This window comes from Nitrospirota bacterium, from assembly GCA_016219645.1.
Classification (GTDB): Bacteria; Nitrospirota; Nitrospiria; order Nitrospirales; family Nitrospiraceae; genus Palsa-1315.
In genome coordinates this window covers 48,107-61,899 of record JACRLR010000007.1, presented here as the reverse complement: position 1 = coordinate 61,899, position 13,793 = coordinate 48,107, and the positions used below count along the sequence as shown (strand labels likewise).

The 13,793-nt window shown below is 54.0% G+C and carries 14 protein-coding genes; all 14 read left to right on the top strand.

What is annotated here, in order from left to right:
- Positions 1-72 precede the first annotated feature (72 nt).
- Complete coding sequence (locus HZB34_00960; GenBank protein MBI5314522.1) at positions 73-975, top strand: glycosyltransferase family 2 protein; 903 nt, start codon at positions 73-75, stop codon at positions 973-975.
- A 44-nt stretch (positions 976-1,019) separates the two neighbouring features.
- Positions 1,020-2,414: an undecaprenyl-phosphate glucose phosphotransferase gene (locus HZB34_00955; GenBank protein MBI5314521.1), complete on the top strand. Its 1,395-nt coding sequence runs from the start codon at positions 1,020-1,022 to the stop codon at positions 2,412-2,414.
- 90 nt (positions 2,415-2,504) lie between these two features.
- Complete coding sequence (locus HZB34_00950) at positions 2,505-2,777, top strand: type II toxin-antitoxin system Phd/YefM family antitoxin (protein MBI5314520.1); 273 nt, start codon at positions 2,505-2,507, stop codon at positions 2,775-2,777.
- Between the two features lie 3 nt (positions 2,778-2,780).
- Complete coding sequence (locus HZB34_00945) at positions 2,781-3,212, top strand: putative toxin-antitoxin system toxin component, PIN family (GenBank protein ID MBI5314519.1); 432 nt, start codon at positions 2,781-2,783, stop codon at positions 3,210-3,212.
- A 235-nt stretch (positions 3,213-3,447) separates the two neighbouring features.
- The gene (gene rfbB / locus HZB34_00940) at positions 3,448-4,560 is read left to right on the top strand and encodes a dTDP-glucose 4,6-dehydratase (GenBank protein MBI5314518.1); all 1,113 of its coding nucleotides are present in this window, start codon (positions 3,448-3,450) and stop codon (positions 4,558-4,560) included.
- A gap of 171 nt (positions 4,561-4,731) precedes the next feature.
- The gene (rfbD, locus tag HZB34_00935) at positions 4,732-5,631 is read left to right on the top strand and encodes a dTDP-4-dehydrorhamnose reductase (GenBank protein MBI5314517.1); all 900 of its coding nucleotides are present in this window, start codon (positions 4,732-4,734) and stop codon (positions 5,629-5,631) included.
- 66 nt (positions 5,632-5,697) lie between these two features.
- A complete protein-coding gene (locus HZB34_00930) occupies positions 5,698-6,009 on the top strand; it encodes a four helix bundle protein (GenBank protein MBI5314516.1) in 312 nt (103 codons plus the stop codon).
- A complete protein-coding gene (gene rfbA / locus HZB34_00925; protein ID MBI5314515.1) occupies positions 6,006-6,938 on the top strand; it encodes a glucose-1-phosphate thymidylyltransferase RfbA in 933 nt (310 codons plus the stop codon). Before HZB34_00930 ends, rfbA begins: the two co-directional genes overlap by 4 nt.
- A 314-nt stretch (positions 6,939-7,252) precedes the next feature.
- Positions 7,253-7,765 (top strand): HAD hydrolase family protein, encoded by a 513-nt coding sequence (locus HZB34_00920; protein MBI5314514.1) that lies wholly within the window; start codon positions 7,253-7,255, stop codon positions 7,763-7,765.
- A gap of 16 nt (positions 7,766-7,781) precedes the next feature.
- Positions 7,782-9,269, top strand: coding sequence for a mannose-1-phosphate guanylyltransferase/mannose-6-phosphate isomerase (locus HZB34_00915; GenBank protein ID MBI5314513.1), 1,488 nt, complete (start codon positions 7,782-7,784; stop codon positions 9,267-9,269).
- 95 nt (positions 9,270-9,364) lie between these two features.
- Positions 9,365-10,768 carry a phosphomannomutase/phosphoglucomutase gene (locus tag HZB34_00910; protein MBI5314512.1) on the top strand — a complete coding sequence of 468 codons (1,404 nt, stop codon included), beginning with the start codon at positions 9,365-9,367 and terminating at the stop codon, positions 10,766-10,768.
- Between the two features lie 126 nt (positions 10,769-10,894).
- Positions 10,895-11,674 carry a DUF3108 domain-containing protein gene (locus tag HZB34_00905; GenBank protein ID MBI5314511.1) on the top strand — a complete coding sequence of 260 codons (780 nt, stop codon included), beginning with the start codon at positions 10,895-10,897 and terminating at the stop codon, positions 11,672-11,674.
- Positions 11,675-11,729: 55 nt separating this feature from the next.
- The gene (gene fbp / locus HZB34_00900; protein ID MBI5314510.1) at positions 11,730-12,734 is read left to right on the top strand and encodes a class 1 fructose-bisphosphatase; all 1,005 of its coding nucleotides are present in this window, start codon (positions 11,730-11,732) and stop codon (positions 12,732-12,734) included.
- 118 nt (positions 12,735-12,852) lie between these two features.
- Entirely contained in the window at positions 12,853-13,776 is a 924-nt protein-coding gene (locus tag HZB34_00895) for a class I fructose-bisphosphate aldolase (GenBank protein ID MBI5314509.1), read from the top strand.
- Positions 13,777-13,793 lie beyond the last annotated feature (17 nt).

The following is a 13,793-nucleotide window of genomic DNA, read 5'->3' as shown; positions in this document are numbered from 1 at the left end:
GAGTCATTGAAAAATCCCTCACGCAAATCAACGTCCGGTTTTCTTTGTCTTTGTGAGGGAAGTGAGGGTTGTGTGGTCAGTGTTGTCATTCCAACGTATAACGCCTCGCGGTATCTCGATGGACAGTTGAGAGCTTTACGCGCGCAGACTGTGAGGGACCTCGACATTCTCGTTATCGACTCGTCTTCCTCTGATGAGACTTTGAAAATTGCTAAGCAGCATGCAATTCAAACTGTCACTATTCCGAAGGAGATGTTTGACCATGGAGGAACCAGGACCCTGGCAGGGAAGACTCGATCGGCAGGGGATATCCTTGTTTACCTGACGCAGGATGCCTTGCCTTGTGATGACAGGGCCATTGAGACTCTCATTCAGCCTCTTCTTGCGGAGCAGAAATGCGGAGCAGTGTTTGGCAGGCAGATTCCATATCAGAACGCCACGCCTTTTGCCCAACACCTGAGACAGTTTAATTACCCGCCTCAATCCTATCTCCGTACGTATGCAGACCGTAAAGCGCTCGGTATCCGGGCAGCGTTCTGCTCAAATTCATTCGCGGCATATAGGCGAGACGCGCTTGAGGATGTCGGGTGGTTCTCGGAGAATCTCGTCCTTGCTGAAGATATGCATGTATGTGCCAGAATGCTCATGAAAGACTACAATCTGAGATACGTGGCTGAGGCATCGGTGTATCATTCGCATAACTACACGGTGGCGGAAGAATTCAAGCGCTATTTTGACTTGGGTGTATTCTTCGAGAAGCAACGATGGCTACTCGATGAGTTCGGAAGACCTGAAGGGGAGGGAGTCAGGTTTGTGCGGTCTGAGCTCTCCTATCTTACGTCTCAAGGACTTCTTCACCTGCTCCCGATCAGTCTGATGAGAGCGGGGGCAAAGCTAATTGGGTATAGGCTCGGACACTACTATTCACACTTGCCACGAGCGGTGTTGAAGCGTGTGAGCATGCACTCTGCCTGACTTGCCACGATGATGCTGTCTCCAAAAGAGGCTGGTAATCGGCCATGCTGAAACGCCACTCCCAATTTCTTCAGAGTCTCCTCTTTCTGTTTGATCTGACGCTGATCTGTGCCTGCTGGATGGCGGCTTACTATATTCGATTCAAGGCTGGATGGGGGCCGGTTGAGAAGGGTGTCCCACCTCTGGAAATTTACATCTATTTGCTTGTGCCTATCCTGATCGTTTGGGGAATCTCTTTTAGGGCATTTAATTTGTATCGGCCTCGCCGGATGGGTTCCCACCTGGCCGAAGTTTTCGACATTGCCGTAGCCAACTCCCTGTCGGTGCTCATTCTCATCGGGTTGACCTTCTTCGTACGGCAGTTCGAATATTCACGTCTTGTCTTTCTGTATTTCTGGATTCTGAACCTTATCGCGCTTGGCTTCTCGCGAATGGTCTTTCGCGAAGGCCTGAGGTTCTTCCGAAGGCAGGGTTACAACCAGCGGCACTGCCTGATCATCGGGGCAGGCAAACTCGGACAGAGAATTGCCCATTCACTGTCGCTTCATCCGGAATTCGGTGTCAAAGTCCAGGGTTACTTGACTCGCCGGCCACAAAAGCTGGGCGAAACCTTTGAGGGGGTTTCGGTCATCGGGTTGTACGGCGATGTGGAGAAGTATGCGTCGGCTTTGGACATTGTCTTTATCTGTCTCCCTCCGGAGGCTGAGCCTCAAGCGGAAAAAATGTTGGCGTATCTGGCAACCACGACCGTTGAAGTGAAAGTCATCCCGTCAATCTATGAGTTTATTACCCTTCGTGCCGAAGCAGAGATGTTTGAAGGGTTGCCGGTTATCACGTTGCAGGGTTCTCCCCTGTATGGATGGAACATTATCCTCAAGCGTGGCAGTGATGTAATTGGTAGTGTAATCGCTCTTCTCCTGACGCTGCCTGTGCAGGGATTGATCGCGTTGCTGATTAAGCTGACTTCGCCCGGGCCGATCCTCTTCAAGCAGGAACGCATGGGGTTGGATGGCAAGCCGTTCATGATGCTCAAGTTTCGTACGATGCAGGTTGATCAGCCGGGAGATACGGTCTTGTTGACCCCAAAAGGCGACCCCCGTGTGACTCCAATCGGAAAATTCCTGCGTCGAATGAGTCTCGATGAACTGCCTCAATTTTGGAATGTATTGAAAGGCGAAATGAGTGTCGTGGGGCCACGGCCGGAACGGTCCTGGGTGGTCGAGGAGGTTCGAAAACAGATTCCCCTCTATATGCTCAAGCATAAGATGAAGGCCGGGATTACAGGATGGGCGCAAGTCAGTGGCTGGCGTGGCGATACTTCGCTTGAAAAACGAGTGGAGTGCGATCTCTATTACATCGAGCATTGGTCCATCTGGCTCGATTTGAAGATCATGTGGCTGACGATCTGGCAGGGATTTGTTCACAGGAATGCCTATTGAACGCGTACTGATCAGAAGTCATAGGATCGTAAGCGTGATTGACCGTATGATCTATTACAAGTATACTAGTTGTAGCAATGGAGGTGATGCATGATGGAGACAGTGTCCACGCTTGAGATTCGCCAACGGCTCGGAGACCTGTTGAATCGAGTGGCGCTTCGTCATGATCACTTTGTCATCGAGCGGAAAGGCAAACAGTTGGCTGCGATGGTGCCGGTGGAGCGGCTTGAACAGATGCAGCAAGCGGCGCGATTACACTTGATGTCTATCCTCGACCAGAGAGCAGAAGGGATATCTCAGAGCGAGGCCGACCAAGTTGCCAACGAAGCCAAGCATCGTACTCGTCGACCACGTCGGAAATAACAGGTGATTCGGGCTGTCTTAGATGCCAATATTTATGTGAGTGCCTGCATTCGGCCCCAAGGACCACCGGGGCGCATTCTTCGCCGTTTGGTAGACGATCAGTCGTTCCAGCTTGTCGGGTCTGGTGCAATCTTTGATGAGGTTCGACGCAGCCTCACATATCCGCGAGTGCGCCGGTATCTTTCCCTCTCTCGTGAAGAAATTGATCGTTGGGTTATTGCGCTCGCACTGATTGCCGAACCCACTGAAAGCCGCTTGAAGCTCAAGGCGGTTGAGAACGATCCTGATGATGATAAGTATCTGGTTGCTGCGCTTGAAGGGCGTGCAGAGTATCTCGTCAGTGGAGATTCTGATCTTCTTGAACTTCATGAATATAAAGGTGTGAGAATTGTCACAGCTCGTGAGTTCCTTAGTCTCGTAGAAAAGCTGAAATGAGAAAACACGTGTGAAACCAACGGGGTTGGGATGGATTCTTTGGTAGGGTTGGGACGTTCTTCCTTATCTGAGATGGTACTGGCCGATCGACGATGATGCTCTATTTGGACATGAGTGCGCTGGTCAAGCCCTATGGTGAAGGATCTCGATATTCTGATTATCGAATGAGCCTCCGCAAACACGCCTATTAAGTGTGTCTCGATCAGAAGCAACACACAGGGACTCCAACAGCTAGATGAGTATCGTAGTTACCGGCGGAGCCGGGTTTATCGGCGCCAACTTCGTTGTCGACTGGCTGGCGCACCACGACGAGCCTATCGTCAATCTCGACAAGCTCACCTATGCGGGCAATCTCGAAAATCTCGCCGGTGTGCAAGGCGATGAACGGCATGTCTTCGTGCGCGGCGACATCGGCGAGACTGCGCTGGTCGATCGACTGTTGGCCGAGCACCGTCCCCGCGCCGTCATCAACTTTGCCGCTGAGAGCCATGTCGACCGCTCCATCCACGGCCCAGGCGAATTCATCCAGACCAACATTGTCGGTACCTTTCATCTGCTGGAATCGGTGTGTGCCTACTGGAACAAGCTGGAGGGTGAGGCCAAAGGCCAATTCCGTTTTCTCCACGTGTCTACCGACGAGGTCTACGGTTCATTAAAGAAAGATGACCCGGCTTTCAGTGAAACAAATCGTTACGAGCCCAATAGCCCCTATTCAGCCAGCAAAGCTGCCAGCGACCACCTGGTGCGTGCCTACCACCACACCTACGGTCTGCCGGTTCTCACGACAAATTGCTCCAACAACTACGGTCCTTATCAGTTCCCGGAAAAGCTCATTCCGCTGGTGATCCACAATGCACTGTGCGGCAAGCCCTTGCCGATCTATGGTGATGGCCAACAGATCCGCGATTGGCTGTACGTCAACGACCATTGCAGTGCCATCCGGCGGGTGCTCGAAGCCGGTCGGGTAGGCGAGGTCTACAATATTGGCGGTGGGAGCGAAAAGACCAATCTCGACGTTGTCCATACCCTCTGCGATATCCTGGATGAGCTAAAGCCGGTGAGTGGTGAGTGGCAAGTGGGAAGTAGGAAGTGGGAAGTAGGAAGTGGGACCCCCCCACTCCCCACTTACCGCTCTCTGATTACCTTTGTGAAGGATCGCCCGGGTCATGATGGCCGTTATGCTATTAACGCCGGCAAGATCGAGCGCGAATTGGGCTGGAAACCTGCTGAAACTTTCGAAACCGGCATACGCAAAACCGTGCAGTGGTACCTGGATAACCAAAGCTGGGTTGCCAACGTAACCAGCGGTGCCTACCGCAACTGGGTCGAAAGGCAATATGGTAAGTAGTGGGTAGCGAGTGGTAAGTAGGAAGTTGGGAACGGCGAGTAGTAAGTAGTGAGTGGGAAGTAGAGAGTAGGGGGGTATGAAATCGGGAATGGCCAATCTTAGACGATCACTCCACACAACGCTTGGGGCATTTTCCACTTGCCACTGGCTACTCACTACTCACCACCGAGCATGAAGATACTATTGACCGGCAAACAGGGCCAGGTCGGTTTTGAGCTACAGCGTGCACTGGCCCCCTTGGGGGAAATCTGTGCCGTAGATCAGCCTGAATGTGATTTGGCCGATGGACTTGCAATCCGTGACCTGGTCCGGTCGTTGAAGCCAGATGTGATCGTCAATCCCGCAGCCTATACCGCAGTGGACAAGGCAGAATCTGAGCCGGAGCTGGCTCACGCCATCAATACCGTCGCTCCCGGAGTGCTCGGAGAAGAAGCGGCGAAACAGGGCGCATGGGTCGTGCATTACTCGACCGACTATGTATTCGATGGCCTCAAGCCTGGCGCTTATACTGAAGATGACCTCACGGACCCGCAAAGTGTCTATGGCCGCACCAAGAGGGCCGGTGAGATCGCGATCCAGCAAAGCGGGGCGCGACACTTGATCTTTCGTACGAGTTGGGTGGTTGGAGCGCATGGGAGGAATTTTGCAAAAACCATCCTGCGACTGGCTGTCGAGCGCGATAGTTTGAACGTGGTAGCGGATCAATATGGCGCGCCAACTTCTGCTGCCTTGCTGGCTGATGTAACGGCGCAGCTGGTTCGGCAGCAATGGCGTGAGAGGGGCGGACACTTCCGCTTTGGTTTGTATCATCTGGTAGCTGGAGGTGAGACCAGCTGGTGTGACTATGCGAGGTTTGTTGTGTCGGAAGCCCTCGCTGCAGGTAAGTCACTCAATCTCTCACCGGATTCCATTCGCGCGATCACCACTTCCGAATATCCCACGCCCGCCACGCGTCCGGCCAACTCACGGCTGGATACGAGCAAACTGCGCAGTACGTTTGATGTGGAATTGCCCACCTGGCAAAGTGGTGTCCGGCATATTCTTCAAGAGATATTTGAGAGTAGTAAGTAGCAAGTGGTAAGTGGGGAGTAGGGAGTGGGGAAACCACATGAACAGCTGGAAGCTTGGAAATACGCGATGCAGTTGGTAGTGGCTGTCTATCAAATGACATCTGAGTTTCCATCAGAAGAGCGTTATGGCTTAGCTCAGCAGATGAGGCGAGCAGCTGTGTCTATACCGAGCAATATTGCCGAAGGCGCCGGCCGAAACAGTCCAAAGGAGTTCTTGAACTTCATTGGGATATCGCGAGGTTCGTTGGCTGAACTGGAAACCCAATTGCAACTAGCGGTTATGCTTGGCTTCGCCGTACCGGATCACCAAGTGTTTGAATTGGCCAATAGCACCGGAAAATTATTAACTGGTTTGCACAAGAAATTGAGCACCACATGACGCAACTCACAACTTCCCTCTCCCTACTTACTACTGGCCACTCACTACTTACCAGGAAAGGCATCATCCTCGCCGGCGGCGCGGGTACCAGATTGCATCCGGCTACACTAGCAATCAGCAAACAGCTGTTGCCGGTGTTCGACAAGCCGATGATTTATTACCCGCTCAGCACTCTGATGCTAGCGGGGATCAGGGATGTCCTTATCATTTCCACGCCACAGGACACCCCGCGGTTTGAGCAGTTGCTCGGGAGGGGTGAGCAGTGGGGTCTCAATCTCGTGTACGCCGTGCAGCCTTCACCCGATGGTCTCGCACAGGCGTTCCTCATCGGTGAATCGTTCATTGGAAATGATCTCTGTGCCCTGGTGCTGGGCGACAACATCTTTTATGGCCATAACTTCTACCGTCTGCTCGGCAACGCCATGGTCCGTTCAGAAGGGGCGACCGTGTTCGCGTACCACGTGCAGGACCCTGAGCGTTACGGCGTGGCCGAATTTGACTCAAGCGGTAGAGTGCTCTCATTGGAGGAAAAGCCCAAACAGCCGAAGTCCAGCTATGCCGTGACCGGTTTGTATTTCTACGATCGGCAAGTAGTTGATCTGACCAAAAGTCTCAAGCCCTCCCCCCGCGGTGAACTGGAAATTACCGACCTCAACCGTTTGTATCTGGAGCAAGGCAAGCTCCACGTTGAAATCATGGGCCGTGGTTACGCCTGGCTGGACACCGGCACCCACGAATCGTTGCTCGACGCCAGCCAGTTTATCGCCACATTGGAAAACCGGCAGGGCTTGAAGGTGGCATGTCCGGAAGAAATCGCCTACAGGCAAGGGTGGATCGACGCGGCCCAACTGGAGAAGCTCGCACAGTCCTTGACTAAAAATGGCTATGGGCAATACCTGCTGCGGGTGCTCAAGGAGAAAGTATTCTGAGGTATGGAGCGGGGTAGTGAGTGGTGAGTAGGAAGTAGCAAGTAGCAAGTGGGAAGTGGGAAGGGATGGCAGCTTCGGTTTTTACTTTGCCGCGCTAGGCACGGTCAGTTAGGATAGCCAGCGAAACGTAGAGAGATGGTTTGTCTGGTGTATTTCGTTTGTTTTGTTCATCTGGTTGACCTTGTTCAACTAACCAACGAGAAAACCAAAGAAACCAAAGAAACCAAATAAACCTCTTCATGGCCCCACGATCAGCAACCAAGAAAACAGCTCGTCCCCGGAATGTGTCACCCAAGCTGCTCAGTCAGATCCGCCTGTTTGCGACCGACGTGGATGGGGTCTTGACGGACGCAGGCATGTACTATGGTGAGTCCGGCGATGAGTGGAAGAAGTTCAACACGCGCGATGGGATGGGCATCAAGCTGTTGCAGCGGGCTGGAATCATCACCGCCATTGTCACACAGGAACGGACGAAATTGGTGGCGCGGCGGGCTGAAAAACTCGCGATTCCCGAGTTGCACCAAGGGGTGATGGACAAGTTGTCTTGTATCTGCGAGATGGCGGCGCGCCATGGGTTGACGTTGAGCCAGGTCGCCTATATCGGTGACGATATCAACGACCTTGAGGCGCTGAAGGCAGTAGGATTTTCAGCCAGCCCGGCAGACGGGATGACACAGATTGCGGCGGCGGTCGACTATGTCTGCCAGAAGAAGGGCGGGGAAGGGGCAGTCCGGGAGATTGTCGAAATGATTCTGGAAGCGCAAAGATCGAAAGTCGAAAGTCGAAAGTCTAAGGTCACTGTTCCGCATTCAGGGAATCGCTCGTAGGGTAGGAGATCGGTTTATGCCCTCCCTCAAACCTCAAACCTCGAACCTCAAACAGAGTTCGCATCTCTATCCCGTGATCATGGCAGGCGGGAGCGGGACGAGGTTTTGGCCACTGAGCCGGCAATTGTTTCCCAAACAGCTGTTGCGGATTATGGGAGATGAAACGTTGATTCAGCAGACCATGCGCAGGGTGGTCTGTGCTTCGGCGCCTGACCGGGTCATGATCTCTACGAATCCAGCCCAGGCCGAGTCCATTCGGGTCCAGTTGAGTGAATGGAAAGACGCGCTCAGGAACAACTTCGTACTTGAACCGGAAGGGCGCAATACTGCTCCTGCCATTGCGCTGGTGGCGTTGGAATTGGTCCGTCGGGATCCGGATGCCATTATGGTGGTTGTGCCTGCTGATCATATTGTGAAAGGCCAGCGCGATTTCGATGCAGCTGTGTCTCTCGCATCAAATCTTGCAGCAGAGGGACTTTTGGTCACCTTTGGGATTCAACCGATCCGACCTGAAACAGGTTACGGCTACATTAAGCCGAACCGGAGGACTGTCCTGGCGAAACAGGGCAAGCTCAAAGGGCATCCAGTGGCTCGATTCGTCGAGAAGCCTGATGCCGCCAAGGCGGCGCAATATCTCAAGGCCGGTGATTACTATTGGAACAGCGGGATGTTTGTGTGGCGTGCCGCAACAATTCTTGACGAGATCCGTCGTCACCAATCGGTTCTTTTTCGAGGTATCGAAAAAATCGGCCGTTTGATTGAGCAACATGCATCACGATCCACGATCGATGAGGAATATCGAACATTGCCCTCTGTGTCGATCGATACGGGAGTCATGGAGAAGTCTACAAAATCTGCGGTCGTGCCGGTCGCCTTTCGATGGTCGGATGTCGGGAGTTGGGGCAGCTTGGATGAGGTGGCATCGAAGGATAAGGCCGGCAATGTCATGGTCGGTCGCGTGGTCGATATCGACAGCCGGCGATCGATCTTCTATGGTGATCGGCGAGTTGTGGCCACGATCGGTTTGACGGACATGGTGGTCGTGGATACGCCCGATGCCACGCTCATCTGTCCCAAATCCCGAGCCCAGGATGTGAAGAAAATGGTGGAGGTGCTCAAGCATCAAGGTGCGCCGGAACATTTAGAGCATGTCACCGTCCATCGGCCCTGGGGTTCCTACACCGTCCTCGAGGAAGGTCCCGGCTACAAGGTGAAGCGGGTGACGGTGAATCCAGGGGGACGGCTGTCTTTGCAGATGCACCACAAGCGCAGCGAACACTGGGTCGTGATTGCGGGAACAGCCCGTGTGACCAGAGGGGACGAGCTGTTCGATCTGAAAGTTGGGCATAGCACAGAGATTCCGGTTGAAACTCCTCACAGGTTGGAAAATCCCGGCCAGGAGGTTCTGCACATTATTGAAGTGCAACACGGGCCTTATCTTGGCGAGGACGATATCGTGCGGTTTCAGGACGATTATGGAAGGGGTGTGAAGCGTGAAGCGTGAAGCGTATTTCGTTCCGGAGACGGACGCGTTATGTTTCGCGCCTGATTCTAGCGCTTCACGCTTCACGAGATACGCTTCACGACTAACGGAGACCCATGGGCCTTTTTCGCGAATATGACCTGCGCGGCATTGTCGGACAAGAGCTGACCGAGTCGATTGCCGAGCAATTTGGTCGGGCCTATTGCACCTATGTGAAAAATCGTGGGGTCAAGAGGATCTCGGTCGGGCGAGATGGCCGATTGAGTTCACCTGGACTCCATAAGGCTCTCGTACGAGGGCTCCTCGCCGGTGGATTGGATGTCGTGGATATCGGTATTTGTCCCTCCCCACTCGTGTATTTTTCGCTGTTTCAGCTGCCGATTGACGGCGGCATCATGATCACCGGGAGCCACAATGCGGCTGAATATAATGGATTTAAAATCTGCATTGGGAAAGAGGCGATTCATGGAGAAGAGATTCAGGCGCTTCGGGCTGTGATGGAAGAAGGGTCTTTTGTCTCTGGAACTGGAAGACTGTTGGAGCATCCTATCATTCCCGACTATCTGGCCTATATCAAGGAGAGCTTCGCCCACGTTGACGCCAAGCGCTTGCACATTGTCATCGACTGTGGAAATGGTGTGGCGGCTTTGGTTGCCAAACAGGCCCTGGAGCTCTTGGGTTGCACGGTCACAGGGCTCTATTGCGATCTCGACGGAAGATTTCCCAACCATCATCCCGATCCCACGGTCTTAGAAAATCTTGACGATCTGACTGCCGCAGTCAGAGAGCACAAGGCCGATGTCGGGATCGGCTATGATGGAGATGCCGATCGCATCGGGACTGTGGATGAACAGGGGAATGTCTTGTGGGGCGATCGTCTCTTGGTGATCTACGCGCGTGATATCCTGGTGGCAAAGCCAGGGGGCACCATCATCTCAGAGGTCAAATCGTCGCAGAGCCTCTACGACGATATTGCGAAACGGGGGGGGCGACCGATCATGTGGAAGACCGGCCACTCCTTGATCAAGACCAAGATGAAAAGTGAACAGGCGGTCTTGGCGGGGGAAATGTCAGGGCACATGTTTTTTGCCGACCGCTACTTCGGGTACGATGATGCGATCTATGCCTCGTGCCGGCTCGTAGAGATTCTGGCCAAAACCACTCGTCCTCTCTCTTCGTTGGTGGCGGATCTTCCGAAGACGACCGTCACTCCGGAGATTCGGGTTGACGTGTCAGATTCCATCAAATTCGAGTTGGTCAGGCATGTGCAGGACCGGTTGGCAGACTGTGCGAAGACCCGACAGGAGCTTGGCCTGGCCAAGCTGGTGATCCGCGATCTCGTCACCATCGACGGAGTCCGTGCCACCTTCAACGACGGATGGGGATTGATCAGAGCTTCGAATACCCAGCCGGCTCTCGTATTGCGGTTTGAAGCCTCCTCGCCGGAGCGGTTGGCCGCCATCCGCGGGGTTATAGAAGCCGAGCTGACTGCGGCCCAACAGGCTCTTGGTTACGAGTAACGGATTGTTTCTTTGGTTCATTTGGTTTGTCTCGTTTGTTTGGTTGAACCAGACTAAGTGGAAAAACCAAAGAAACAAGATGAACCAAACAAACCTGATCAACCCGCCCCGCCTGCCTCGCCTTTCATGAATCTGATCCTCCTCTCTCTCCTGTTGTTGAGCGTTGCCCTTGGGGGGGTGCAGGACTCCACGGCGCTTGCGGCAGAGACCGCTTCCAAGCAGGCCATTCAGCCCGGTGAGCAGCTGACCTACGATATTTCCTGGCTCTATATCACAGCCGGCACGGCTGTCATGGCTATCAGTGATACCGGTACGGACGGGGATCGGCCCCTGGTGAAATTGCTCACCACGGCACAATCGCGGCCCGCGATCACCAAATTCTTTCCCGTTGATAACCGTGTCGAGTCGATCATGGATCCTGCCACGCTGCTTCCTGTGCAGTTGGTCTTTCGGCGGCGGGAAGGGAAGAAGAAAGAGGATATCGAGTACACTTTTCATCAGAAAAAAGGGACAGTCACTGCTGTCAAAGGCGGAGCGCCCGAAACCTTGGAGATCCCGCCCGGCACCCAGGATGTCATCTCCTGCCTCTATTATGCGCGCAGCGAGTTATCGCTGCAGCCAGGGTCATCTCTGACGATGAACGTATTTCACGATAAAAAGAACCGGAAGGTAGAGGTGCGCGTAGAGGAAATTGAGACTCTCGGCGGCCCCTGGGGGGAAGTTGAAACGGCTCGTGTGTTGGTTATCATGCCGTTCCAAGGACTTTTTCTCAACCAGGGCAACATCCGGGTGTGGTTTACCACTGACGATCGGCGCATTCCGGTTCGCATGAAGGCCAAGATCATCATCGGGTCGATTGTAGCCGACCTCGTCAGCGGGTGGCAGGCCGCTTCACCAGCCCAATAAAGGAAAAGACCTTTCGTTGCCCGCCCTGGTCAAAACAGCTATACTCCTCTCTATCATGGGACAGTTTCCTCTTACTTTAGGCAGATTTATCGCTCTGGAGCAGGCGGATCATCCGGGAGCCACCGGGGAATTTTCAGCTCTTCTTTCCCAGATCGGTCTGGTTGGAAAACTTCTTGCGCAGGATCTCAGACGCGCCGGGCTCACCAATATTCTGGGGACGACCGGTGAGACAAATGTGCAGGGGGAAACAATCAAGAAACTCGATGAGATTGCGAACCAGACCTTCTTGAAGGTCTTTGACCAGAGCGGGCTTGTCTGCGCACTGGCTTCTGAAGAGATGGAAAAGCCGGTTCTGTTTTCGGAGAATTGGCCGGAGGCCAAGTACCTGCTGCTCTTCGATCCTCTGGATGGCTCATCGAACACGGATTGCAATATGCCGCTCGGCGCGATCTTTTCCGTCGTGATGTCTGCATCCGAAGAGCGGATGCCCGCTGAAGATGACCTTATCCGCAAAGGAACGGAGCAGGTGGCAGCCGGCTACCTCCTTTTCGGGTCAAGTACCATGCTGGTCTATACGGTTGGACAGGGAGTCCATGGCTTTACACTGGATCCCGACATCGGTGAGTATCTCCTGTCTCATGAGCAGGTCCATATTCCCGCGCGCGGCAAGGTTTACAGCGTGAACGAAGGCAACTCTCATAAATGGGTAGCTGGCACAAAACAATATGTGGATTACCTGAAAGTCCAAGATAAAGCCACAGGGCGGCCCTATGGTGGACGCTATTCGGGCTGTCTGGTGGCCGACGTACACCGGATTCTCCTCGATGGAGGCATCTATCTCTATCCCGGCGAGTTGAACAAGCCGGAGGGCAAGCTTCGGCTACTCTACGAAGCTAATCCATTGGCGTGGGTCGTGGAGCAGGCAGGAGGAAGAGCCAGCACCGGGACCCTGAGAATTATGGATGTCGAACCAAAGACGCTGCACCAGCGTGTGCCATTGCTGATCGGCAGCGCGGGTGACGTCAGCGACGCAGAGGAATTTATCCAAGGGAGACGGTAGCCGTTAATCGTGAACCGTGAATCGTGAAACGAGGGAAGTGTGGCCGGGTTCTTGACGATTGACGCTTCACGTTTAACGAATAACGGTTCACGAATCACGAATCCAGAGGAGGGGAGGCATGGCTGATCGAGTACAAGAGATCCTGAGTTGGTACAGCAGCGACAATGCGGGAACACAGACGAACATCGCCCGTTTGTTGCGCCATGGAAAGCTGGCGGGGATGGGCAAGCTGGTGATCCTGCCTGTGGACCAGGGGTTTGAGCATGGCCCGGCGCGGAGCTTCGCCCCCAATCCCGGGGGCTACAATCCCCTCTATCATTTTCAGTTGGGGATCGATGCCGGCTGCAACGCCTACGCTGCGCCACTGGGATTTCTGGAGGCAGGGGCGAGTCACTATGCCGGGCAAATCCCGCTCATTCTGAAACTCAACAGCCATGATACGTTGCACGACGAAAAGGATCCGTTGCCTTCCGTGACAGGCAGCGTGAACGATGCGCTGCGATTAGGCTGTGCTGCAGTGGGGTTTACAATCTATCCCGGTTCGTCGCACTGCAACACCATGTACGAGCAATTGAGAGAGATTGCAGAAGAGGCCAAGGACCGCGGGTTGGCAGTTGTCGTGTGGTCGTATCCACGCGGATCGGGGCTCAGTAAGGAAGGGGAGACGGCCATTGATGTCGTGGCCTATGCGTCACAGATTGCAGCCCAGCTCGGCGCCCATATTATTAAAGTCAAACTCCCTACCGCGCATCTTGAGCAGGCTGCGGCGAAGAAGGTGTACGAATCGACAAAGATTCCGATTGCCACATTGGCGGAGCGGGTGAGGCATGTGGTGCAGAGTTCGTTCGATGGGCGCCGGATTGTCATCTTCTCCGGAGGGGCCAAGAGCGAGGACGCGCATGTCTTCGAGGAGGCCCGTGCCATTCGTGACGGAGGGGGATTCGGCTCCATCATTGGGCGAAACTCGTTCCAGCGGCCCAAAGCAGAGGCGTTGAAATTCCTCAATACAATCATGGGGATTTACTCTGGCGAGATCCTCTAATGCGTTGGGACAGGCCA